Raw genomic sequence first — 23463 nt, forward strand, 5'->3', positions numbered from 1 at the left:
GGCGGACGGGGAGGCGCTTGTGGACGACGGCAGCAAGCCGGGGGAGGAGGCCAGCGACGCTGATCTCCTCGCCCGGCACGTCGCGGGAGACCCCGACGCCTTCGGGGAGATCGTCCGGCGCCACCGCGACCGCCTCTGGGCGGTCGCCCTGCGCACCCTGGGGGACCGCGAGGAAGCCGCCGACGCCGTCCAGGACGCTCTGGTGTCCGCCTTCCGCGCCGCCCACACCTTCCGGGGCCAGTCCGCGGTCACCACCTGGCTGCACCGGATAACCGTGAACGCGTGCCTGGACCGGGCGCGCAAGACCGCCTCCCGCCGCACCTCCCCCGTCGTCGACGAGGACCGCTTCGAGACGCTCCTCGAACCGCATGAGTCCGCCGCCGCCCCCGCCGAGCGCGGCGAGCTCCACCGCGAACTGATCACCGCCCTGGCCACCCTGCCTCCCGATCAGCGCGCCGCCCTGGTCCTGGTGGACATGCAGGGCTACCCCGTCGCCGAGGCCGCCGCCGTCCTCGATGTGCCGACCGGCACCGTGAAGAGCAGATGCGCGCGCGGCCGGGCACGGCTCCTTCCACTCCTCACTCATCTGCGCGCCGACCAGGGGAGTAACGCGGACCCAGGCCGGGGAAGGAACCGGACGGAGGGGACATCCGTCCCAGAGACGGCAACGGAAAAGGGCGGAGGTGGCCACCAGTGACTTCGACGACGGGGATGGACGCACACCCCGAGGTCTCGGAGATCTCGGACCTGGCCGAAGGCATCCTTCCGCCGGGCCGCTCCGCGGACGTACGCGGCCATCTCGACGGCTGCGCGCTCTGCTCCGACGTGCGCACCTCGCTGGACGAGATCCGCAACCTGCTGGGCACTCTCCCCGGCCCCCCGCGCATGCCCGCCGACATCGCCGGCCGTATCGACGCCGCACTCGCCGCCGAAGCGCTGCTCGACGCGACGGCGCCCCCGGCTGTTCCACGTGGAACAGCCGACGCATCGGTTCCACGTGGAACAGCGGCGGCGGCCGATCGGCCCACCGGCCACGCTGCGGCCTCCACGGGACCCGGACGCGGCCACGCCCGCCCCCGGCGCCGCTGGGCCAGGACACTGCTCGTCACGGCCTCCACGGTCGCGGTCCTGGGTTTCGGCGGCGTCCTGCTGCACTCCATCGACGTGGGTACGACCAGCAGCGACACCGCCAAGAAGGACTCGAGCGCCCAGGGCGCCGCGCGGACGCCCGCCGAGACACCGAACGAGGCCATGGCCGCGAGTGCCCTGCAGGCACGCGTCCATGAACTCCTGGGGACGTACTCGACCGCCAAGGCCGGCAGCGATCCGCAGAGCCCGGCGCTCGGCTCGGACACCCCCGCCACCACGCCGCTGCGCGCCCACTCCGTCCCCCTGCCGCCGTGTGTGCAGGACGGCGTCCACCGCTCCGAGCAGCCGCTCGCCTCCGCGCACGAACCCTTCGAGGGCACCGACGCATATCTGGTGGTCCTTCCCCATCCCGGCGACCCGGCCCATGTCGATCTGTATGTCGTGGACGCCGGCTGCTCCACCAAGCCGGGCCGGGTACTTCGCCAGGACACATACGCGCGCTGACGGCGTACCGCCGCGGGAATGCTGGACCCTTAGGATCCGTTAGGCAGGACGAGAGTCCCGCCAGGGCCCCGCAGTAGTCGGTAGAGACGAGGAAGACACCCGTGAGCGACGTCCGTAACGTGATCATCATCGGATCCGGGCCTGCGGGCTACACCGCCGCGCTGTACACAGCGCGCGCCGCCCTGAAGCCGCTGGTCTTCGAGGGATCGGTCACCGCAGGCGGTGCGCTGATGAACACCACCGAGGTGGAGAACTTCCCCGGTTTCCGCGAGGGCATCCTCGGCCCGGACCTCATGGACAACATGCGCGCCCAGGCCGAGCGCTTCGGCGCCGAGCTCATCCCGGACGACGTGGTAGCGGTGGACCTCAGCGGTGACATCAAGACCGTCACCGACACCGAGGGCACCGTCCACCGCGCGAAGGCCGTCATCGTCACCACCGGCTCCCAGCACCGCAAGCTGAACCTCCCCAACGAGGACCAGCTCTCCGGACGCGGGGTCTCCTGGTGCGCCACCTGTGACGGCTTCTTCTTCAAGGACCAGGACATCGCCGTCATCGGCGGCGGCGACACGGCGATCGAGGAAGCGACCTTCCTCTCCCGCTTCGCCAAGTCCGTGGCGATCGTCCACCGCCGCGACAGCCTGCGTGCCTCGAAGGCCATGCAGGAGCGCGCCTTCGCCGACCCGAAGATCTCGTTCGTGTGGGACAGCGAAGTCGCCGAGATCCACGGCGAGAACAAGCTGTCCGGCCTGACGCTGCGCAGCACCAAGACCGGTGAGACCTCGGAGCTGCCCGTCACCGGGCTGTTCATCGCCATCGGCCACGACCCGCGCACCGAGCTGTTCAAGGGTGTGCTGGAACTGGACGGCGAGGGATACCTCACCGTCGACGCGCCCAGCACCCGTACGAACATCCCCGGTGTCTTCGCCGCCGGTGACGTCGTGGACCACACCTACCGTCAGGCGATCACGGCGGCCGGCACCGGCTGCTCGGCCGCGCTGGACGCCGAACGCTTCCTCGCCGCCCTCGCGGACGCCGAGAAGACCGCCTGACCCTCAAAACCCTCTCCCCCACACGTATCAAGCCTGAGGAGACTGCCGTGGCCGGCAAGACCAAGATTGTGACCGACGCGACCTTCGCCGAGGAGGTCCTCGCCAGCGACAAGCCCGTGCTGGTCGACTTCTGGGCCGAGTGGTGCGGCCCGTGCCGGCAGATCGCCCCCTCCCTGGAGGCCATCGCCGAGGAGCACGCCGACGACATCACCATCGTCAAGCTCAACATCGACGAGAACCCGGTCACGGCTGCCAAGTACGGCGTGATGTCGATCCCGACGCTCAACGTCTACAAGGGCGGCGAGGTCGTGAAGACCATCGTCGGTGCCAAGCCGAAGGCCGCCATCAAGCGCGACCTGGCGGACTTCATCGGCGACGCCGTCTGAGTCGACGCCGTCCGGCGTTCCACCGTTCGACCGTTCCACGTGAAACAGGCCCGCTCCTCGAAGGAGCGGGCCTGTTCGCGTTCCGGAGGTTCCGCACAGCTCACAGCGGCCGGAGGACCGGCTCCTTCTGGACGGCTCCCAGCAGCCGGTCGATCGCCATCTCGACGTCTTCCTTCCAGGAGATCGTCGATCGCAGCTCCAGCCGCAGCCGGGGATACCGCGGATGGGCGCGCACCGTCTTGAAGCCCACCGCCAGCAGGTGGTCGGCCGGCAGGACGCATCCCGGCTCGGCCCACTTCGCGTCGCCGAAAGCCTCGACGGCCTTGACTCCACGGCGCACCAGGTCCTTGGCGACGGTCTGCACCAGGACCCGCCCGATGCCCTGCCCCTGGTACCCGGGCATGATCCTGGCGGTCATCAGCTGTACCGCGTCCGGCGAGACCGGACTGGTGGGGAAGGCCATGGAGCGGGGAACATACGCCGGCGGCGCGTAGAGAACGAAGCCGGCCGGGACGTCATCGACGTACACCACCCGGCCGCACGAGCCCCACTCCAGCAGGACCGCGGAGATCCACGCCTCCTTCTCCAGCTCCGGCTTGCCCGCCTGGACGGCGGCCTCACCGCTTACCGGATCGAGTTCCCAGAAGACGCACGCTCTACAGCGCTTGGGGAGATCCGAGAGGTTGTCCAACGTGAGCGGAACGAGCCGACGCCCCATACGGCCAGGCCCTCATTTCTGTCGCGAACCAAACTGCCCACGAATCCCCCCACCGCCCCCAAGCCCAGTCCCGCTGCCACGAGAGCGGCCATGTGCCGCTCGTGCTCCAGTCCGACCTTCGACGCACGCATGGGCTTCCCTCCCCAGAGAGGCTCCCTACCCCTACGCATCGTAGTCTCGCCCCCTGTCCCAGGACACTGAGGACAAGCAAAGAGCGGGTGGTGTTCCGGCCGGAACACCACCCGCTCCCCTGAACGGCGGACTCATTCGACGTCGTCGTCGGACTCCTCGTCGAGCCTGCTCTCCAGGACCTTGCCTTCACCGGGGGCCATCGTCCCCAGGATCCGCTCCAGATCCTCTATCGAGGCGAACTCCACCACGATCTTTCCGCGCTTCTGCCCCAGGTCGACCTTCACCCTGGTGTCGAAACGGTCCGACAGCCGCGTGGCCAGATTGGTCAGCGCCGGGGAGACCCGCCGTCCGGCCCGCGGGCCCACGGCCTTCTTCGCGCTCTGCGGCTCGGCGTTCATCAGGGTGACGATCTCTTCGACCGCCCGGACCGACAGGCCCTCGGCCACGATGCGGTGCGCCAGCAGATCCTGATCCTCCCCGTCCTCCAGGGAGAGCAGAGCGCGCGCGTGTCCGAAGGAGATCACTCCGGCCGCGACCCGTCGCTGCACGGGCGCCGAGAGCTTCAGCAGGCGCAGCGTGTTGGAGACCTGGGAGCGCGAACGCCCGATCCGGTCGGCCAACTGCTCATGCGTGCAGGCGAAGTCGCGCAGCAGCTGGTCATAGGCCGCCGCCTCCTCCAGCGGGTTCAGCTGGGCACGGTGCAGGTTCTCCAGGAGCGCGTCCAGGAGAAGCTTCTCGTCCTCGGTCGCCCGGACGATGGCCGGGATGTTCTCCAGACCCGCCTCCCGGCAGGCCCGCCACCGGCGCTCGCCCATGATGAGCTCATAGCGCTCCGGGCCGGCCTGTCGCACGACGACCGGCTGGAGCAGGCCCACTTCCTTGATGGACGTGATGAGCTCGTTCAGCGCATCTTCGTCGAACACCTCACGGGGCTGCCGCGAGTTCGGCGTGATCGAGTCGATCGGCAGCTCGGCGAAGTAAGCGCTCGGCGCCGCGGGCGCTTCGGCCGCCGGCGGATCCGGCTCTGTTTCACGTGAAACCGGGATGTCCACCGTCGGCGGAGCATCGTGGGCTCTGGAGTTCAGACCGGCGACCTTGGTGGCCGCCAGCATGCTCCGGTCCGCGGTCAGCAGCGGTACCGCGGACGGCGATGTACCCGCCGATGACGGTGCCGCCGGGATCAGCGCGCCTAGACCACGGCCGAGCCCTCTGCGTCGATCACTCACTGGATCCCCTCCGACATGCTGTGCTGATCATGCTCATTGGTGCCCTCGGCGCCGCGCAACGCCATCTCACGCGCCGCTTCGAGGTAGGACAGTGCCCCGCTGGAACCCGGGTCGTAGGTCAGCACGGTCTGGCCGTAGCTGGGTGCCTCCGAGATCCGGACCGAGCGGGGGATGCTCGTGCGCAGCACTTCCTTGCCGAAGTGGGTACGCACCTCATCCGCGACCTGAGCGGCGAGCCGGGTCCGGCCGTCGTACATGGTCAACAGGATGGTTGATACATGCAGCTTGGGGTTGAGATGAGCGCGGACCAGATCCACGTTCTTCAGCAGCTGCCCCAGGCCTTCCAGCGCGTAATACTCGCACTGGATCGGGATGACCACCTCGGCACCGGCCACCAGGGCGTTCACGGTGAGCAGGCCGAGCGACGGCGGGCAGTCGATGAGGACATAGTCCAGCGGCTGCTCATAGGCCTCGATGGCCCGCTGCAGCCGGCTCTCCCGTGCCACCAGGGACACCAGCTCGATCTCGGCACCGGCGAGGTCGATCGTGGCCGGTGCACAGAACAGCCCCTCGACATCGAGGACCGGCTGTACGACCTCGGAGAGCGGTCGGCTCTCCACCAGGACGTCATAGATCGACGGCACATCGGCATGGTGGTCGATACCCAGCGCCGTGGAGGCGTTGCCCTGGGGATCGAGGTCGATCACCAGCACCCGCGCCCCGTGCAGGGCGAGCGAGGCGGCAAGGTTGACCGTGGTCGTGGTCTTCCCGACCCCGCCCTTCTGATTGGCCACCACCATCACTCGGGTCTGAGCCGGCCGAGGGAGCCCCTCGCCGGCCCGACCGAGCGCTTCGACCGCCAACTGGGCGGCGCGACCGATGGGGGTGTCGTCCATCGGGGGCAATGTTTCACGTGAAACATCACCCCCGAATGATTCCGAACGGGGACCGGGGACCGGATCGGTCATCGGCCCCGCGATGTTGGCGTCGGACCGCAAGGATTCACTCTCCTCGACTACAGGCTCGCAATGCACAGAGCCTGCCATGCTTTCGGGGTCGTGAACCAGCGAGGCCCGACTGCCTGTGGATGAATCCACCTCATGGGCCGACTTTGAGGGCTTCTTGGCGCGCGCCTCAGCCGCGGCACGACCGCGACTGAGGACTCCTGGGAGCAGGGAGCGACGTTTCACGTGGAACACGATGCACAGCGATGTGCCCGTTATCTTGGAGACACTCCGAAATATGTCGTTTTGGCCGTTTGTATGGAGTAGAACGCGCCTCAGTACCGACGCCGGCCCGGGTTCTTCGCCGCCCGGCTGGCCCGCGCCGCCTTGGCCCTGCGCGTCGCCGCCCGCACCCCGCCGGGGCTCTCCCCGACCACGACCCGCACCACCGTCGACAGCGGGTCCACCACGCCCTCGCCGACCTGCATCACCGAGGTCTCCACGGCACCGAGCCGGCCGAGCGCGGCCCGTGCCGCCTTCAGCTCCTCCTCGGCCGTGTCCCCCTTCAGAACGGCCATCTCGCCGTGCGGACGCAGCAGTGGAAGCCCCCAGCCGGCCAGCCGCTCCAGCGGCGCCACCGCGCGGGCCGTCACCACATCCACCGCCGGCAGCTTGCCCACCATCTCCTCGGCACGCCCCCGCACCACCGTCACATTGGACAGCGACAGCAGCTTGACCACCTCGTCGAGGAACGTGGTCCGCCGCAGCAGCGGCTCCAGCAGGGTGATGTGCAGATCCGGACGGGCCAGCGCCAGCGGAATCCCCGGCAGCCCCGCTCCGGAGCCCACGTCGCACACCGTCATGTCCTGCGGAATCACCTCGGACAGCACCGCGCAGTTCAGCAGATGCCGCTCCCACAGCCGGGGCACCTCACGAGGACCGATCAGACCCCGGCGCACCCCCGCGTCGGCCAGCAGCTCCGCATAGCGGACCGCATCGGCGAAACGCTCGCCGAACACTGCCTGCGCCTGCTCGGGCGGTGCGGGAAGTTCCGCCGCCGCCTCCGCTGCCTCCTCCGTCACGAGGACTGTCCTTTCCATCGATCCCGTTGCCGCACACCGCGACTTCCAGGCTTACAAGGATCGGCCCCGTCCGCGAGCAGACGGGGCCGACTGAGCCGTACTGGGCCGTGCTCGGGCCCGATCAGACCGGAAGCACGACCACCCGGCGCTCGGGCTCCTCGCCCTCGGACTCGCTGCGCAGCCCCGCCGCGGCGACCGCGTCATGCACGACCTTGCGCTCGAACGGCGTCATCGGGTCGAGCTTGACCGGCTGCCCGGTGCCCTTCGCCTCGTCCGCCGCCTTGGCGCCCAGCAGCGCCAGCTCGGTCCGCTTACGGGCCCGGAAGCCACCGATGTCCAGCATCAGCCGACTGCGGTCGCCGGTCTCCCGGTGCACCGCGAGACGCGTCAGCTCCTGCAGTGCCTCCAGCACCTCGCCGTCCCGCCCGACCAGCTTGTTCAGGTCACGGCTGGAGGATTCGCCGACGATCGAGACAGCAGCTCGCTCGCCCTCGACATCCATGTCGATGTCCCCGTCGAGGTCCGCGATGTCGAGCAGACCCTCCAGGTAGTCGGCTGCGATCTCGCCTTCCTGCTCAAGGCGGGACAGGCGATCGGCGGAGCCGCCGTCGGTCACAGTGGTGCTGTTGCCTTCCGTCACGGATGGGCTCCTCATCAGGTTCTGCACTACTTCTTGGACGGGTGCTTGGGGCGCTGCTGACCCTTGCGCTGTCCGCCCTTGGACGTTCTGGGGGAGCCGGACGCGCTGGAGCCACCGGACGGCTTGGCGTCCTCGGGCTCCTTCTTCGTCAGGCTCGGCTTGTCGGCCGTCGTGTCCGAAGCGGCCGAGGCCGACGATCCGGACGCGGAACCCTGAGCGGCGCCGGCGGCCGTCGTACGGCGTGCCTTGGTCTGCCGCTTCGGCTGCTGGCGGTTGGCGCGGGCGACCTCGACGGCCTCCTTGGCCGCGATCTCCTCGGGCGGCTCCACCAGCTTGCCCTTGGCCCGCAGCCGGTCCTGGCGCTGCTTGAAGGCCAGGCTGCCCGGCGTCGGGTTCCGGCGGATGACGAACATCTGCTGGCCCATGGTCCACAGGTTGGTGGTCAGCCAGTAGACGAGGACACCGACGGGGAAGTTGACACCCATCACGGCGAACATGACCGGGAAGACGTACATCAGCATCTTCTGCTGCTGCATGAACGGCGTCTTCACCGTCATGTCGACGTTCTTCGTCATCAGCTGGCGCTGCGTGTAGAACTGCGACGCCGACATCATGATGATCATGATCGCGGTGACGACGCGGACGTCCGTGATGGAGGCGCCGAGGGCCGCGACCTTGTCAGCGCTCTCGGTGAACTTGGCCGCCAGCGGAGCGCCGAAGATGTGCGCCTGCTTGGCGCTGTCCAGCAGGGGCTGGTTGATCGCACCGATCGTGTGACCGTTGGCGATGCTGCTCAGCACGCGGTACAGGGCGAAGAAGAACGGCGACTGGGCGATGATCGGCAGGCACGAGGAGAGCGGGTTGGTACCCGTCTCCTTGTACAGCTTCATCATCTCTTCGGACTGTCGCTGCTTGTCGCTCTTGTAGCGCTCCTGGATCGCCTTCATCTTCGGCTGGAGCGCCTGCATGTTGCGGGTCGACTTGATCTGCTTGACGAACAGCGGGATCAGACAGATCCGGATCAGGACCACGAGCGACACGATGGACAGGCCCCAGGCCCAGCCACTGTCGGCGCCGAAGATCTTCCCGTACACCGAGTGGAACTGGACGATGATCCAGGAGACCGGCGTGGTGATAAAACTGAACAGATTCGAGATCGTGTCCACTAATCAGGCTCCTTGAGCATGGGGCGAGGTCTCTGCGGCCGGGCTGGTCTCAGCGACGGCGGAGGGACCGCCCTTGCTGTTGCGCAACATGTTGCGCAGCCGATCGTGCCACGGGGGGCGTTTACGTGGCGGAACATGATCGACACCGCCGGGCGACCACGGATTGCACCGCAGGATGCGCCAGGCGGTCAGTGCCGACCCCTTTACCGCTCCATGCACGTCGATGGCCGTGTACCCGTAGTGCGAGCACGAGGGGTAGTACCTGCAGACCGGGCCCAGCAAAGGGCTGATGGTCCACTGGTACACCTTGATCAGCGCCAGCAGTGGGTACTTCATCGCGCAACCCCTCCCAGCAGCCGCTGCAGGGCGGCGTCCAGGTCGCGGGCCAGCTGTGCATGGTCAGCACCACCCGCTCCGGGCAGCGCTCGTACGACTACCAGGCTACCGGGGGGCAGCAGGGCCAGTCGCTCGCGTACCAGGTGCCGCAGCCGGCGCTTCACAAGGTTGCGCTGCACGGCTCCGCCGACTGCTTTGCTCACGACGAAACCCGCACGTGCCGGGGGAGTGATCCCCCCCGATACGTGCGGGTCCATGGTCTCTGCCTGCAGATGGACAACCAGAAGCGGGCGACCCGCTCGGCGTCCACGGCGTACCGCTGCCGCGAAGTCCTGGCGCCGCCTCAGCCGGTTTTCGGTGGGCAGCACGGCATGTGACCTGTTGCGATCAGGCGGACAGGCGGGCGCGGCCCTTGACGCGGCGCGTCGCCAGGATGGCGCGGCCTGCACGCGTGCGCATCCGCAGACGGAAGCCGTGGGTCTTGGCGCGGCGGCGGTTGTTCGGCTGGAAGGTGCGCTTGCTCACTCGGGGGCTCCAGGGAAAATCGGATGAGGCGGGACGTCGCCTGGCTGTCACCGTGCGCCCACGAAAAACTCGCGGACCATTTAGGTGCACCGCTTGACGATCTTCCAGGGGGTCCCGGTTGATCCTCGCCCATCGGTAGGCAGGCGGCAGCAGCCATCGACAACTCGACCTCGATACGGTACGTGCGGTTGACCCATCCGGTCAAACCGGGGTCACCTGGGGCTCCGTTTGTGCACAGCCTGTGGACAACGACTTGAACCACTGGGCCTGCGCTGACTACCGTGGCCGAACTCGGGCATCTACCGCACACCCGACCCGACATTCTTCCCGCCCGTCCCAAGAACCACACCTTCGTGGGATTCCTCGGCACCACCAGCGACTGAGAGAGCGTGCACTGTGGCTGACGTATCCGCCGATCTAGCCGCAGTGTGGCCCCGCGTACTCCAGAAGATCCTGGTGGAGAGCGAGGACCTCAAGCCGAAGGACGCGGAGTGGCTCAAGCGCACCCAGCCGCTCGCCCTCGTCGCGGGCACCGCGGTGCTGTCCGCCCCCAACGAGTTCGCCAAGAGCGTCCTCGAGGGGCGCCTGCTGCCACTGATCACCGAAGTCCTCAGCCGTGAGTTCGGACACCCGGTCGGCATCGCCATCGCCGTCGCGTCCGGCGGCGACCAGGACGGTCCGGCGCCGGCCCCGCAGGAGCCGGTCCAGGAGCCCGCTCCGTACGGCCAGCACCGGCGGGAGTACGACGAGTCCTACGACCGCCCGCAGTCCGACCGCCCGTCGCACGACGACGGCCCCCGGATGCGCCGCGCCTACCCCGACCATCCGTCCGGGCGCCCTGGCACCGACGAGTGGCCGCCGCGGCCCGCCGCCGACGATCCCTGGCAGCAGCCGCGGCTCGGCGGCTTCCAGGAGCGCGACAGCTACCAGAGCGACCGGGACCGCTACCCGGCGGACCGCGACCGTGAGTCCTATCCGCCGGCTCCGCAGTCCGGCTACCGGTCGCAGCCACCGGAGCGCGACCGGCACGACTCGGGGCGTCACGACTCCGGACCCCGGGACGGACACCGCGACCAGGGCCGTCACGACCAGGCGCCCCCCGGCCGCAGCAGCCAGGGCAGTGCGCCGAACGAGCCGACCGCCCGGCTGAACCCGAAGTACCTCTTCGACACCTTCGTCATCGGCTCGTCGAACCGGTTCGCGCACGCGGCGGCCGTGGCGGTCGCCGAGGCACCGGCCAAGGCGTACAACCCGCTCTTCATCTACGGGGAGTCCGGGCTCGGCAAGACCCACCTGCTGCACGCCATCGGGCACTACGCGCGGAGCCTCTACCCCGGCACCCGGGTGCGGTACGTGAGCTCGGAGGAGTTCACCAACGAGTTCATCAACTCCATCCGCGACGGCAAGGGCGACACCTTCCGCAAGCGGTACCGCGAGATGGACATCCTGCTGGTCGACGACATCCAGTTCCTCGCGAGCAAGGAGTCGACGCAGGAGGAGTTCTTCCACACCTTCAACACCCTGCACAACGCGAACAAGCAGATCGTGCTCTCCTCCGACCGGCCGCCCAAACAGCTGGTCACGCTCGAGGACCGGCTGCGCAACCGCTTCGAGTGGGGCCTGATCACGGACGTCCAGCCGCCCGAGCTGGAGACCCGGATCGCGATCCTGCGCAAGAAAGCGGTGCAGGAGCAGCTCAACGCCCCGCCCGAGGTGCTGGAGTTCATCGCCTCGCGCATCTCGCGGAACATCCGCGAGCTGGAGGGCGCGCTGATCCGCGTCACCGCGTTCGCGAGCCTGAACCGGCAGCCGGTGGACCTGCAGCTGACCGAGATCGTCCTCAAGGACCTGATCCCGGGCGGCGAGGACTCGGTGCCGGACATCACCGGGCCCGCGATCATGGCGGAGACCGCGGCGTACTTCGGGCTGGCCGTGGACGACCTGTGCGGATCGTCGCGCAGCCGGGTGCTGGTCACCGCCCGTCAGATCGCCATGTACCTGTGCCGTGAGCTGACGGACCTGTCGCTGCCGAAGATCGGCGCGCTGTTCGGCGGCCGCGACCACACGACGGTGATGCACGCGGACCGCAAGATCCGGGCGCTGATGGCCGAACGGCGGTCCATCTACAACCAGGTGACCGAGCTGACGAACCGGATCAAGAGCTGATCCTGAGCGCCTCCTGAGCGCCTCCAGGACCCGTCCAGGGCTCGGACAACGGCCTCGATCACGGCATCGATCACGACTGAAGCACGGTGGAAACGCCCAGCGCCCCGGGAGTCGAACTCCCGGGGCGCTTCTTTTTGTTCGAATCAGGGCTCGTGACCGGGGCTTCTCCACAGGTTGGGCCGGAAACGGCCGTCCACACCCTGGGGACTGGGAAGTTGTCCCAACTGCCTCCACAGGCAGGCCCGCTGCATACTCATCAGGCGAGGTCAGTGGGGTGTGGATTTGTGGGAAACCTTCATCCACAGCCTGTGGACAGAGATTGTGGTTACCGGTCAGTCCGGAGGTTGTCCACCGGCCGCCCACAGCCTGAAGGGGGTTGTACACAGCTTCTCCACACGTTTGTCCACTGTTCGGCAACAAAACGGCGTCTGTCCCCGGGGAGAGTGAACCGCGTCACACCAAGGGGGTGGATTGGGCTGGGGAGAACCCGGGTATTTCTGGGGACAGTGCTGGGGAGAAGTGGGGGTCCCCTGTGTATGCGGTGTGCACAACTTCTGGCTGTCCACAGAAGCGGGTGGTTATGCACCGCCTCCGCCCACAGGCGCGGTGGATAAAAAACGTGCCCTGACCTGCGCAGGAACCACTTATCCACGGTATCCACAACACCTATTACTACGACTACGTATAGATAACTGGGAACCTGCTTGGAAGCATGGGCTGTGAACAACTCGGGCCGGAGCCGCCCGACACCGCCCTGCCCGGCTTGACCTCAACCCGCACCGACTGTCGGCGCCGGCTGTCAGACTGTTCACCGACAGCCAGCAACAAGCAGGAGGCGGTTCCGGTGAAGATCCGGGTGGAGCGCGACGTACTCGCCGAGGCAGTGGCTTGGGCAGCCCGCAGCCTTCCGGCCCGTCCCCCGGTACCGGTCCTCGCCGGACTGCTGCTGAAGGCGGAGGAGGGCAGGCTCAGCCTCTCCGGCTTCGACTACGAGGTCTCGGCCCGGGTCGCGGTCGACGCGGAGGTCGAGGAGGACGGCACGGTCCTCGTTTCCGGCCGGCTGCTCGCCGACATCACGCGGGCACTTCCCAACAGGCCTGTGGAGATCTCCACCGAGGGTTCCCGCGTCACCGTGGTCTGCGGCAGCTCGCGATTCACACTCCACACCCTGCCTGTGGAGGAGTACCCGGCACTGCCCGCGATGCCGGTCGCCTCCGGCACGGTGCCCGGTGAGGTCTTCGCCGCCGCGGCCGCCCAGGTGGCCATCGCCGCCGGCCGTGACGACACCCTGCCGGTGCTGACCGGTGTGCGGATCGAGATCGAGGGCGACACGGTCACCCTCGCCGCCACCGACCGCTACCGCTTCGCGGTCCGCGAGTTCATGTGGAAGCCCGAGCAGGCGGACATCTCCGCGGTCGCCCTGGTGCCCGCCAAGACCCTGCTGGACACCGCCAAGTCCCTGACCAGCGGAGACACCGTCTCCATCGCGCTGGCGGGCTCCGGTGCCGGTGAGGGCCTGATCGGCTTCGAGGGCGCCGGGCGCCGCACCACCACCCGGTTGCTCGAAGGCGACCTGCCCAAGTACCGCACGCTCTTCCCGACCGAGTTCGCCTCGGTCGCCGTCATCGAGACCGCGCCCTTCGTCGAGGCCGTCAAGCGTGTCGCGCTGGTCGCCGAGCGGAACACCCCGGTGCGGCTCAGCTTCGAGCAGGGCGTCCTCACCCTGGAGGCCGGTTCCAGCGACGATGCACAGGCTGTGGAGCGGGTCGACTCCAAGCTCGACGGCGACGACATCTCGATCGCCTTCAACCCGACGTTCCTGCTGGACGGGCTCAGCGCGATCGACTCGCCGGTCGCCCAGCTCTCCTTCACCACCTCCACCAAGCCCGCGCTGCTCAGCGGCCGCCCGGCGGTGGACGCGGAGGCGGACGACGCGTACAAGTACCTGATCATGCCGGTGCGCCTCTCCGGCTGACCGCTGCGCCTCTCCGGCTGAGCCGGTAGCGCGGGGCCGTCGTAGGCTCGGTCTAGGTCAGGCACGCTTCGAACGAAGGATCTGTGATGGAGCTCGGTCTCATCGGTCTCGGCAAGATGGGCGGCAACATGCGCGAGCGCATCCGCCGCGCGGGCCACACCGTCATCGGCTACGACCGGAACCCGGACGTCGCCGATGTCCACAGCCTCAAGGAGCTTGTGGACACCCTCAAGGGTCCGCGGGTCGTGTGGGTGATGGTCCCGTCCGGTGCGGCCACCCAGTCGACCATCGACGAGCTGGCCGGACTGCTCTCCCCCGGCGACATCGTCGTCGACGGCGGGAACTCCCGCTGGACCGACGACGAGAAGCACGGCGAGGAGCTGAAGGCCCAGGGCATCGGCTTCGTCGACTGCGGCGTCTCGGGCGGTGTCTGGGGCCTGGAGAACGGCTACGCGCTGATGTACGGCGGCTCCGCCGAGGACGTCGCCAAGGTGCAGCCGATCTTCGACGCGCTCAAGCCGGAGGGTGAGTTCGGCTCGGTCCACGCGGGCAAGATCGGCGCCGGCCACTTCGCGAAGATGGTTCACAACGGCATCGAGTACGCCATGATGCAGGCCTACGCCGAGGGCTGGGAGCTGCTGGAGGCCGTGGACTCCGTCACCGACGTCCGCGAGGTCTTCCGCTCCTGGCAGGAGGGCACCGTCATCCGCTCCTGGCTGCTCGATCTGGCGGTCAACGCGCTGGACGACGACGAGCACCTGGAGAAGCTGCGCGGCTTCGCGCAGGACTCGGGCGAGGGCCGCTGGACGGTGGAGGCCGCGATCGACAACGCGGTGCCGCTGCCGGCGATCACCGCATCGCTGTTCGCCCGTTTCGCGTCCCGCCAGGACGACTCCCCGCAGATGAAGATGATCGCGGCGCTGCGTAACCAGTTCGGCGGCCACGCGGTCGAGAACAAGAAGTAGTCATCACCGGGGAGGCCGGCGCACAGCCATGCACGTAGCGCACCTGTCGCTAGCCGACTTCCGTTCCTACGCCCGGGTCGAGGTACCGCTCGACCCGGGCGTCACCGCTTTCGTGGGACCCAACGGGCAGGGCAAGACCAACCTCGTCGAGGCGGTCGGGTACCTGGCCACGCTGGGCAGCCACCGGGTGGCCTCCGACGCGCCACTGGTGCGGTCGGGGGCGGAGCGCGCGGTGGTCAGGGCCCAGGTGGTGCAGGGCGACCGCCAGCAGCTCATCGAGCTGGAGATCAATCCCGGCCGCGCGAACCGGGCCCGGATCAACCGTTCGAACCAGGTCCGGCCGCGCGACGTGCTGGGCATTCTGCGGTCGGTGCTGTTCGCGCCCGAGGACCTCGCCCTGGTGAAGGGCGACCCCGGTGAGCGCCGCCGCTTCCTCGACGAACTGCTCACCACCCGCACTCCGCGGCTGGCGGGTACCCGTTCGGACTACGAGCGAGTGCTGAAACAGCGCAACACCCTGCTGAAGAGCGCGGCGATGGCCCGCAGGCACGGCGGCAAGGGCGGCGACCTGTCGACGCTGGACGTCTGGGACCAGCATCTGGCGGGTGTCGGCGCGGAGCTGCTCGCGCAGCGGCTGGACCTGACGGCCGCGCTGCAGCCGCTGGCGGACAAGGCGTACGAGCAGCTGGCTCCCGGGGGCGGCCCGGTCGCGTTGGAGTACCGCAGTTCGATCGGCGAACGACTCGCCGGAGCGAGCGGCCGGGAGGAGTTGTCCGGGCTGCTGCTGGAGGCGCTGGGCGAGTCCCGCAAGCAGGAGATCGAGCGGGGGGTGACGCTCGTCGGCCCGCACCGTGACGATCTGCTGCTGCATCTGGGCCGGCTGCCGGCGAAGGGCTATGCGAGCCACGGCGAGTCCTGGTCGTACGCGCTGGCGCTGCGGCTGGCGTCGTACGAGCTGTTGAGCGCGGACGGCAGGGAGCCGGTGCTGGTCCTGGACGACGTCTTCGCGGAGCTGGACGCCAAGCGGCGCCGACGGCTGGCGGAGCTGGTGGCGCCGGGCGAACAGGTGCTGGTCACCGCGGCTGTGGAGGACGATGTGCCGGATCTGCTGGCAGGGGCGCGGTTCGCCGTCGAGCAGGGCGCAGCGGAGCGTGTGTCATGAGCGGGCAGCTGCCGGCGGACGGCCGGGACGCGGGAAAACCGACCGCATCGGGAGCACCGGACGCGGAGACCCCCGGCGACGGGCTGTCCGGGGTCGACCTGGCGCGGGTCGCGCTGCGCGCCGCCAAGGAGCAGGCGCGGGCGCGGGGCGCGGCGACGCAGCAGAAGAAGCAGGCGCGCCGCGGGGGCCTGCGCAGCGGTGCGCGCGCCGACGGCCGGGATCCGCTGCCGCTGGGTGCCGCGATCAGCCGGTTGATCACCGAGCGCGGCTGGGAGGCGCCGGCCGCGGTGGGCGGGGTGATGGGCCGCTGGCCGCAGATCGTCGGTGAGGACATCGCGCAGCACTGCGAGCCGGCGAAGTACGACGAGGAGGAGTGCGTCCTGACGGTGCAGTGCGACTCGACGGCGTGGGCGACGCAGCTGCGGCTGCTGGCTCCGACGCTGGTGGCGAGGCTGAACAGCGATCTGGGCCATGGCACGGTGAAGTTGATCAAGGTGCTGGGCCCGATGGGGCCGCCGCGTACCTACGGCCGGCTGCGCGCGCCGGGCAGCAAGGGCCCGGGCGACACATACGGGTGAGAGCCGTGGGTCCGCTGAGACCCTGCTCACCGTAGTCGAGGGTTGACAGCCAGAAGCCCTGGACGCCTGCGTGAGCCGTTTCTGGCCCTGGTCCACGTGTAGGGAGTCGGGTGAGTGTGGTTCAGGACGGCACGTGGGAACTCAGGTACCGGCAAAGCCCCATTCATGTCGGCGCTACCGGTAGACTGATACGTAAGCCGCCCAGTCGCGGTACATGTCGAACGACGCAGCCGATCCCGCTCGGCGGGAGACGGCTCGTGCTGTGCCAGAAAGGGCGCTTCGTGGCCGATTCCGGCAACCCCAACGAGAACTCCAGTCCGGTCTACGACGGCAGCGCGATCACCGTGCTCGAGGGCCTCGACGCGGTCCGTAAGCGTCCGGGCATGTACATCGGCTCCACCGGTGAGCGCGGCCTGCACCACCTCGTCCAGGAGGTGGTCGACAACTCGGTCGACGAGGCCCTCGCCGGGCACGCGGACACCATCGACGTGACGATCCTGGCCGACGGCGGCGTCCGCTGCGTCGACAACGGCCGCGGCATCCCCGTGGACATCGTCGCGTCCGAGGGCAAGCCCGCCATCGAGGTCGTCATGACCGTGCTGCACGCCGGCGGCAAGTTCGGCGGCGGCGGCTACGCCGTCTCCGGCGGTCTGCACGGCGTCGGCGTCTCGGTCGTCAACGCGCTGTCGACGAAGGTCACCGTCGAGGTCAACCGCGACGGCTTCCGCTGGACGCAGGACTACAAGCTGGGTGTTCCGACCGCTCCGCTGGCGAAGAACGAGGCGTCGTCCACCACGGGCACCACGGTGACCTTCTGGGCCGACCCGGACATCTTCGAGACCACTGAGTACTCCTTCGAGACGCTGTCCAGGCGACTGCAGGAGATGGCCTTCCTCAACAAGGGCCTGACGATCACTCTGACCGACGAGCGCGAGTCGGCGAAGGCCACCGTCGGCGCCGAGGTGGTCGAGGAGGCGGAGGACGCCCCCCAGGTGCGCTCGGTGAAGTACTACTACCCCGGCGGCATCGTCGACTTCGTGAATCACCTCAACTCCCGCAAGGGCGAGCTGATTCACCCCACCGTGATCGACATCGAGGCGGAGGACAAGGAGCGGCTGCTCTCCGTCGAGGTCGCGATGCAGTGGAACACCCAGTACACCGAGGGTGTCTACAGCTTCGCGAACACGATCCACACCCATGAGGGCGGTACGCACGAGGAGGGCTTCCGTGCGGCGCTCACCGGGCTGGTCAACCGCTACGCGCGCGAGAAGAAGTTCCTTCGCGAGAAGGACGACAACCTCGCCGGCGAGGACATCCGCGAGGGTCTGACGGCGATCATCTCGGTCAAGCTGGGCGAGCCCCAGTTCGAGGGCCAGACGAAGACCAAGCTGGGCAACACCGAGGCGAAGACCTTCGTGCAGAAGGCCGTGCACGAGCACCTCACGGACTGGCTGGACCGCAACCCGAACGAGGCCGCGGACATCATCCGCAAGTCGATCAACGCTGCCACCGCGCGGGTCGCGGCCCGCAAGGCGCGTGACCTGACCCGTCGCAAGGGACTGCTGGAGAGCGCGTCGCTGCCGGGCAAGCTGAGCGACTGCCAGTCGAACGACCCGACGAAGTGCGAGATCTTCATCGTCGAGGGTGACTCGGCCGGCGGTTCCGCGAAGTCGGGCCGTAACCCGCAGTACCAGGCGATCCTCCCGATCCGCGGCAAGATCCTCAACGTCGAGAAGGCGCGGATCGACAAGATCCTGCAGAACACCGAGGTCCAGGCGCTGATCTCGGCGTTCGGCACCGGTGTGCACGAGGACTTCGACATCTCGAAGCTCCGCTATCACAAGATCATCCTGATGGCGGACGCCGACGTCGACGGTCAGCACATCAACACCCTGCTGCTGACGTTCCTCTTCCGCTTCATGCGCCCGCTGGTCGAGGCCGGCCATGTGTACCTGTCGCGCCCGCCGCTCTACAAGATCAAGTGGAGCCGGGACGACTTCGGGTACGCGTACTCGGACCGTGAGCGCGACGCGATGATGGAGATCGGCCGCAACCAGGGCAAGCGGGTCCGGGAAGACGCGATCCAGCGCTTCAAGGGCCTCGGCGAGATGAACGCCGAGGAGCTGCGGATCACCACCATGGACATCGACCACCGGGTGCTCGGCCAGGTCACCCTGGACGACGCCGCGCAGGCCGACGACCTGTTCTCGGTGCTGATGGGTGAGGACGTCGAGGCGCGGCGCTCGTTCATCCAGCGCAACGCCAAGGACGTCCGCTTCCTCGACATCTGAGTCGGCCCCACCGCCGCCGCCCGAAAGGACTTTGACCAGCAATGGCCGACGAGAATCCCCCTGTGACGCCCGACGACGAGGCGGCCGTGCCCGCCGATGCCGAGATCTCCACCGTGCGCATCGAGCCGGTGGGCCTCGAAACGGAGATGCAGCGCAGCTACCTCGACTACGCGATGTCCGTCATCGTGTCGCGTGCGCTGCCCGACGTCCGTGACGGCCTCAAGCCGGTGCACCGCCGGGTGCTGTACGCGATGTACGACGGCGGCTACCGGCCCGAGAAGGGCTTCTACAAGTGCGCCCGTGTCGTCGGTGACGTCATGGGTACGTACCACCCGCACGGCGACTCCTCGATCTACGACGCGCTGGTCCGCCTCGCCCAGCACTGGTCGATGCGCATGCCGCTCGTGGACTCCAACGGCAACTTCGGTTCCCCGGGCAACGACCCGGCCGCCGCCATGCGGTACACCGAGTGCAAGATGATGCCGCTGTCGATGGAGATGGTCCGCGACATTGACGAGGACACCGTCAATTTCCAGGACAACTACGACGGCCGTAACCAGGAGCCGACGGTCCTCCCGGCGCGCTTCCCGAACCTGCTGGTCAACGGTTCCGCGGGCATCGCGGTCGGCATGGCCACCAACATCCCGCCGCACAACCTCCGCGAGGTCGCGGCCGGTGCGCAGTGGTACCTGGAGAACCCCGAGGCCTCGCACGAGGAGCTGCTGGACGCGCTCCTGGAGCGGATCAAGGGCCCGGACTTCCCGACCGGCGCGCTGGTCGTGGGCCGCAGCGGCATCGAGGACGCGTACCGCACGGGCCGCGGCTCGATCACGATGCGCGCGATCGTCAACGTCGAGGAGATCCAGGGCCGCCAGTGCCTGGTGGTCACGGAGCTTCCGTACCAGGTCAACCCGGACAACCTCGCGCAGAAGATCGCCGACCTGGTGAAGGACGGCAAGGTCGCCGGCATCGCCGACGTCCGCGACGAGACGAGCTCGCGCACCGGGCAGCGCCTGGTCGTGGTGCTCAAGCGTGACGCGGTCGCCAAGGTCGTGCTGAACAACCTGTACAAGCACACCGATCTGCAGACCAACTTCGGCGCGAACATGCTGGCGCTGGTCGACGGGGTGCCGCGCACGCTGTCGATCGACGCGTTCATCCGGCACTGGGTGACGCACCAGGTCGAGGTCATCGTCCGCCGTACGCGTTTCCGGCTGCGGAAGGCCGAGGAGCGGGCGCACATCCTGCGCGGTCTGCTCAAGGCGCTGGACGCGATCGACGAGGTCATCGCGCTGATCCGGCGCAGCAACACGGTCGAGATCGCCCGTGAGGGCCTGATGGGCCTGCTGTCGATCGACGAGATCCAGGCCAACGCGATCCTGGAGATGCAGCTGCGGCGCCTCGCGGCCCTGGAGCGGCAGAAGATCGTCGCGGAGCACGACGAGCTGCAGGCCAAGATCAACGAGTACAACGCGATCCTGGCTTCGCCCGAGCGGCAGCGGCAGATCATCAGCGAGGAGCTGGCGGTCATCGTCGACAAGTTCGGCGACGACCGGCGCAGCAAGCTGATCCCCTTCGACGGTGACATGTCCATCGAGGACCTGATCGCCGAAGAGGACATCGTCGTCACGATCACGCACGGCGGTTACGTCAAGCGCACCAAGACCGAGGACTACCGGTCGCAGAAGCGCGGCGGCAAGGGCGTACGCGGCGCGAAGCTGAAGCAGGACGACATCGTCGACCACTTCTTCGTCTCCACCACGCACCACTGGCTGCTGTTCTTCACCAACAAGGGCCGTGTCTACCGGGCGAAGGCGTACGAGCTGCCGGACGCCGGTCGGGACGCCCGCGGCCAGCACGTCGCGAACCTGCTGGCGTTCCAGCCGGACGAGAAGATCGCCCAGATCCTCGCGATCCGGGACTACGCGGCCGTGCCGTACCTGGTGCTCGCCACCAAGGCGGGCCTGGTCAAGAAGACCGCGCTCAAGGACTACGACTCCCCGCGGGCCGGCGGCGTCATCGCCATCAACCTGCGCGAGGCCGCGGACGGTTCCGACGACGAGCTGATCGGTGCCGAGCTGGTGTCGGCGGAGGACGATCTGCTGCTGGTGAGCCGCAAGGCCCAGTGCATCCGGTTCACCGCGACGGACGACGCACTGCGCCCGATGGGCCGTGCCACGTCGGGCGTCAAGGGCATGAGTTTCCGAGAGGGCGACGAACTGCTCTCGATGAATGTGGTCCGGCCGGGTACGTTCGTCTTCACCGCCACGGACGGCGGGTACGCCAAGCGCACCAAGGTGGACGAATACCGCGTCCAGGGGCGTGGCGGACTCGGTATCAAGGCGGCGAAGATCGTCGAGGACCGCGGTTCCCTCGTCGGGGCGCTGGTGGTCGAGGAGACCGATGAGATCCTCGCCATCTCGCTCAGCGGTGGAGTGATTCGTACGCGGGTCAACGAGGTCAGGGAGACGGGCCGTGACACCATGGGCGTCCAACTGATCAACCTTGGCAAGCGGGATGCCGTCGTCGGTATCGCCCGCAATGCCGAGGCTGGGGCAGAGGCCGATGAGGTCGACGCCGAAGAGGCCGAGGGCGACCAGCCCGTGGCCGCTGAAATCGAGGAGTAGGCCGTGAGTGGAGCCACGGGCGCCGCTGCTGGTGGGACGACAGGCCCGGACCGGCCGCAGGCGGCCACCCAGGCCGGTGCCGGCGGTGCCCCTGGTTCGCCCACGGACAGCGGCCCGCAGCAGGGGGGATCCACCGTGACCGACACACGTCCGCCGCATCATGCGGGCCCGCTTCAAACCTATGGCGCGGGGGTTCCCGGTGCACCGGAGCAGCCTCCGCACCAGCCCGCGCAGGCGTACGCGCCGCCGGCCGCTCAGGGGGCCGGCGTGGGGGCGCCGGCCGCCGCGGGCGTCCGCAGGCCGCGTCCCGCCGCCCGTACCGTCCCGCGGACGCGCAAGGCGCGGCTGCGGGTCGCCAGGGCCGACCCCTGGTCGGTGATGAAGGTCAGTTTCCTGCTCTCCATCGCGCTGGGCGTCTGCACGATCGTGGCGGTGGCGGTGCTGTGGATGGTGCTGGACGCGATCGGCGTCTTCAGCACCGTCGGCAGCACGATCAGCGACGCGACGACGGCGGAGGGCGGTGGCAGCGGTGGTTTCGACCTGGTGTCCTTCCTGTCGCTGTCCCGCGTCCTGGTCATCACCACGGTCATCGCGGTGATCGACGTGGTCCTCGCGACGGCGCTGGCCACCCTCGGTGCCTTCATCTACAACATGTCCGCGGGCTTCGTCGGGGGCGTCGAGCTGACGCTCGCCGAGGACGAGTAGCAGGGCGCCGGATTCCGATTTTGGGACATGGCCTGTGGTGCGCTAATCTTTCGTTGCAGCGCGGGCCTATAGCTCAGACGGTTAGAGCGCTTCCCTGATAAGGAAGAGGCCACAGGTTCAAGTCCTGTTAGGCCCACCGCGTTGAACGGCCCGTACGGATCCTGATCCGTACGGGCCGTTTGCTGTCTCCGGCGGGCTGTCCGGATGCTGTCCGGTACGGGAGTTGGAGCGGGTGCAGGTCACCGTTCGGTATCGGCCGGTGTGTATAGTCGGGCGCGTCAGGGCTCTCCCAATCCAAGAAGGACGAGGTCGCGCGGTGAAGAAGTTTCTCCTGGTGGCACTGGCCGCCATCGGCGGGCTCCTCGTGTACCGCCAGATCCAGGCGGACCGCGCCGAGCAGGATCTGTGGACGGAAGCGACCGACTCCGTACCGGCAGGTTCCGGCGCGAGCGTCTGAGACGCCGAAGTGCTCCGAGGCCCCGACCGCACAGCGGTCGGGGCCTCTTGCTGTGCCGGGCCGGGCGCTCCGTGCCGAACCCGGCCTCGGTGTGAGGGGGCACCCGCTGTTGCGGGACCGTGACGGGAAACGTCTTGAGTTTGCTCACGCAAATCAATACCTTCGCGGTAGCAAATAAAGCCGGTCCGGTCGAGGGGGAGCACAGCATGCAACGACCACAGTGGCGCGCGGCTGCCGGGGCGGTGAGCGGCGGACTGCTGATCTCCGTCCTCGCGGCGCTCGGCGGGCCGGCGGCCGCGCAGGCCGCCGTACCGGCCGCGGACGACAGCCTGATCATGGTGCTGGACTCGTCCGGATCGATGGCGGGAGCCGACGGCTCGGGCAGCACCCGGATCGAGTCGGCCCGCAAGGCCGTCAACACCGTCGTGGACACCCTGCCGGACGGTCACAGGACCGGGCTGCGGGTCTACGGCGCCGGCAAGCCGCACGGCTGCGACGACACCCAGCTCGCCGAGCCCGTCGTCCCGCTGGACCGGGACGCGATGAAGCGGGCCGTGGCGGCCGTCCAGCCCAAGGGGGACACCCCGACCGCCCTGGCGCTGACCCGGGCCGCGGGTGACCTGCCCAAGGACGGCCGGCGGACGGTCCTGCTGATCTCCGACGGCGAGTCCAACTGCGGAGCGCCCAAGCCCTGCGACGTGGCGGCCTAGCTCGCCGGGGACGGGATCGGGCTGCGG

The 23463-nt window shown here is 68.7% G+C and carries 23 protein-coding genes and 1 tRNA gene; 15 read left to right on the forward strand and 9 right to left on the reverse strand.

Annotated elements, in window-relative coordinates; genetic code table 11:
* Positions 1 to 19: 19 nt before the first annotated feature.
* From sigM to trxA, 4 genes are all read left to right on the forward strand, one after another.
* Positions 20 to 697, forward strand: a complete 678-nt coding sequence (gene sigM, locus LNW72_RS20630; protein WP_164295677.1) for an RNA polymerase sigma factor SigM — start codon at positions 20 to 22, stop codon at positions 695 to 697.
* Positions 694 to 1593: a hypothetical protein gene (locus LNW72_RS20635; protein ID WP_250976764.1), complete on the forward strand. Its 900-nt coding sequence runs from the start codon at positions 694 to 696 to the stop codon at positions 1591 to 1593. Before sigM ends, LNW72_RS20635 begins: the two co-directional genes overlap by 4 nt.
* 101 nt (positions 1594 to 1694) lie before the next feature.
* A complete protein-coding gene (gene trxB, locus LNW72_RS20640; RefSeq protein ID WP_250976765.1) occupies positions 1695 to 2645 on the forward strand; it encodes a thioredoxin-disulfide reductase in 951 nt (316 codons plus the stop codon).
* Between the two features lie 47 nt (positions 2646 to 2692).
* Positions 2693 to 3031: a thioredoxin gene (gene trxA / locus LNW72_RS20645; protein WP_250976766.1), complete on the forward strand. Its 339-nt coding sequence runs from the start codon at positions 2693 to 2695 to the stop codon at positions 3029 to 3031.
* 100 nt (positions 3032 to 3131) lie between these two features.
* Here the strand turns inward: trxA and LNW72_RS20650 are convergent, their stop codons facing one another.
* The 9 genes from LNW72_RS20650 to rpmH form a co-directional block, all read right to left on the reverse strand.
* Positions 3132 to 3749 carry a GNAT family N-acetyltransferase gene (locus LNW72_RS20650; RefSeq protein WP_164295675.1) on the reverse strand — a complete coding sequence of 206 codons (618 nt, stop codon included), beginning with the start codon at positions 3747 to 3749 and terminating at the stop codon, positions 3132 to 3134.
* Positions 3750 to 4012: 263 nt separating this feature from the next.
* The gene (locus tag LNW72_RS20655) at positions 4013 to 5107 is read right to left on the reverse strand and encodes a ParB/RepB/Spo0J family partition protein (RefSeq protein ID WP_250976767.1); all 1095 of its coding nucleotides are present in this window, start codon (positions 5105 to 5107) and stop codon (positions 4013 to 4015) included.
* Positions 5104 to 6153 (reverse strand): ParA family protein, encoded by a 1050-nt coding sequence (locus LNW72_RS20660; protein ID WP_138351170.1) that lies wholly within the window; start codon positions 6151 to 6153, stop codon positions 5104 to 5106. The genes LNW72_RS20655 and LNW72_RS20660 overlap by 4 nt, the downstream gene beginning before the upstream one ends.
* Positions 6154 to 6386: 233 nt before the next feature.
* Positions 6387 to 7151 (reverse strand): 16S rRNA (guanine(527)-N(7))-methyltransferase RsmG, encoded by a 765-nt coding sequence (rsmG, locus tag LNW72_RS20665; RefSeq protein WP_250976768.1) that lies wholly within the window; start codon positions 7149 to 7151, stop codon positions 6387 to 6389.
* 103 nt (positions 7152 to 7254) lie between these two features.
* A complete protein-coding gene (locus LNW72_RS20670; protein ID WP_250976769.1) occupies positions 7255 to 7773 on the reverse strand; it encodes a R3H domain-containing nucleic acid-binding protein in 519 nt (172 codons plus the stop codon).
* 26 nt (positions 7774 to 7799) lie between these two features.
* Entirely contained in the window at positions 7800 to 8939 is a 1140-nt protein-coding gene (yidC, locus tag LNW72_RS20675) for a membrane protein insertase YidC (protein WP_250976770.1), read from the reverse strand.
* A 3-nt stretch (positions 8940 to 8942) separates the two neighbouring features.
* On the reverse strand, positions 8943 to 9275 hold the full coding sequence (yidD, locus tag LNW72_RS20680; protein ID WP_250976771.1) for a membrane protein insertion efficiency factor YidD: 333 nt from the start codon (positions 9273 to 9275) through the stop codon (positions 8943 to 8945).
* Positions 9272 to 9643 carry a ribonuclease P protein component gene (gene rnpA, locus LNW72_RS20685; RefSeq protein WP_138351175.1) on the reverse strand — a complete coding sequence of 124 codons (372 nt, stop codon included), beginning with the start codon at positions 9641 to 9643 and terminating at the stop codon, positions 9272 to 9274. The genes yidD and rnpA overlap by 4 nt, the downstream gene beginning before the upstream one ends.
* A gap of 19 nt (positions 9644 to 9662) precedes the next feature.
* Positions 9663 to 9800, reverse strand: a complete 138-nt coding sequence (rpmH, locus tag LNW72_RS20690) for a 50S ribosomal protein L34 (protein ID WP_138351176.1) — start codon at positions 9798 to 9800, stop codon at positions 9663 to 9665.
* A 396-nt stretch (positions 9801 to 10196) separates the two neighbouring features.
* On the opposite strand from rpmH, the gene dnaA reads away from it, so the two are divergent.
* The 11 genes from dnaA to LNW72_RS41695 all read left to right on the forward strand — a co-directional run bounded on the left by dnaA (position 10197) and on the right by LNW72_RS41695 (position 23436).
* The gene (dnaA, locus tag LNW72_RS20695) at positions 10197 to 11966 is read left to right on the forward strand and encodes a chromosomal replication initiator protein DnaA (protein WP_308401993.1); all 1770 of its coding nucleotides are present in this window, start codon (positions 10197 to 10199) and stop codon (positions 11964 to 11966) included.
* A gap of 844 nt (positions 11967 to 12810) precedes the next feature.
* Entirely contained in the window at positions 12811 to 13941 is a 1131-nt protein-coding gene (gene dnaN / locus LNW72_RS20700; protein WP_138351178.1) for a DNA polymerase III subunit beta, read from the forward strand.
* Between the two features lie 86 nt (positions 13942 to 14027).
* The gene (gnd, locus tag LNW72_RS20705; protein ID WP_250976772.1) at positions 14028 to 14906 is read left to right on the forward strand and encodes a phosphogluconate dehydrogenase (NAD(+)-dependent, decarboxylating); all 879 of its coding nucleotides are present in this window, start codon (positions 14028 to 14030) and stop codon (positions 14904 to 14906) included.
* 28 nt (positions 14907 to 14934) lie between these two features.
* A complete protein-coding gene (recF, locus tag LNW72_RS20710) occupies positions 14935 to 16068 on the forward strand; it encodes a DNA replication/repair protein RecF (protein WP_250976773.1) in 1134 nt (377 codons plus the stop codon).
* Positions 16065 to 16646 (forward strand): DUF721 domain-containing protein, encoded by a 582-nt coding sequence (locus LNW72_RS20715; RefSeq protein ID WP_250976774.1) that lies wholly within the window; start codon positions 16065 to 16067, stop codon positions 16644 to 16646. The genes recF and LNW72_RS20715 overlap by 4 nt, the downstream gene beginning before the upstream one ends.
* Positions 16647 to 16903: 257 nt before the next feature.
* Entirely contained in the window at positions 16904 to 18937 is a 2034-nt protein-coding gene (gene gyrB, locus LNW72_RS20720; RefSeq protein WP_308401994.1) for a DNA topoisomerase (ATP-hydrolyzing) subunit B, read from the forward strand.
* 41 nt (positions 18938 to 18978) lie between these two features.
* Positions 18979 to 21564: a DNA gyrase subunit A gene (gene gyrA / locus LNW72_RS20725; RefSeq protein ID WP_138351183.1), complete on the forward strand. Its 2586-nt coding sequence runs from the start codon at positions 18979 to 18981 to the stop codon at positions 21562 to 21564.
* 3 nt (positions 21565 to 21567) lie between these two features.
* Positions 21568 to 22269: a DUF3566 domain-containing protein gene (locus tag LNW72_RS20730; RefSeq protein WP_250976775.1), complete on the forward strand. Its 702-nt coding sequence runs from the start codon at positions 21568 to 21570 to the stop codon at positions 22267 to 22269.
* Positions 22270 to 22331: 62 nt separating this feature from the next.
* Positions 22332 to 22405 (forward strand) — tRNA-Ile (locus tag LNW72_RS20735).
* A 180-nt stretch (positions 22406 to 22585) separates the two neighbouring features.
* The gene (locus LNW72_RS20740; protein ID WP_018559211.1) at positions 22586 to 22726 is read left to right on the forward strand and encodes a DLW-39 family protein; all 141 of its coding nucleotides are present in this window, start codon (positions 22586 to 22588) and stop codon (positions 22724 to 22726) included.
* Between the two features lie 206 nt (positions 22727 to 22932).
* A complete protein-coding gene (locus tag LNW72_RS41695) occupies positions 22933 to 23436 on the forward strand; it encodes a VWA domain-containing protein (protein WP_308401995.1) in 504 nt (167 codons plus the stop codon).
* Positions 23437 to 23463: the final 27 nt, after the last annotated feature.

It is taken from the genome of Streptomyces sp. RKAG293 (genome assembly GCF_023701745.1).
Lineage (GTDB): Bacteria > Actinomycetota > Actinomycetes > Streptomycetales > Streptomycetaceae > Actinacidiphila.

Bases quoted from the DNA above. Each gene is read 5' to 3' on its own strand.
- LNW72_RS20650 (WP_164295675.1), bottom strand. From the start codon at position 3,749: ATGGGGCGTCGGCTCGTTCCGCTCACGTTGGACAACCTCTCGGATCTC.
- LNW72_RS20660 (WP_138351170.1), bottom strand. From the start codon at position 6,153: ATGGCAGGCTCTGTGCATTGCGAGCCTGTAGTCGAGGAGAGTGAATCC.
- rsmG (WP_250976768.1), bottom strand. From the start codon at position 7,151: ATGGAAAGGACAGTCCTCGTGACGGAGGAGGCAGCGGAGGCGGCGGCG.
- yidD (WP_250976771.1), bottom strand. From the start codon at position 9,275: ATGAAGTACCCACTGCTGGCGCTGATCAAGGTGTACCAGTGGACCATC.
- gnd (WP_250976772.1), top strand. From the start codon at position 14,028: ATGGAGCTCGGTCTCATCGGTCTCGGCAAGATGGGCGGCAACATGCGC.
- recF (WP_250976773.1), top strand. From the start codon at position 14,935: ATGCACGTAGCGCACCTGTCGCTAGCCGACTTCCGTTCCTACGCCCGG.
- LNW72_RS20715 (WP_250976774.1), top strand. From the start codon at position 16,065: ATGAGCGGGCAGCTGCCGGCGGACGGCCGGGACGCGGGAAAACCGACC.
- gyrA (WP_138351183.1), top strand. From the start codon at position 18,979: ATGGCCGACGAGAATCCCCCTGTGACGCCCGACGACGAGGCGGCCGTG.
- LNW72_RS41695 (WP_308401995.1), top strand. From the start codon at position 22,933: ATGCAACGACCACAGTGGCGCGCGGCTGCCGGGGCGGTGAGCGGCGGA.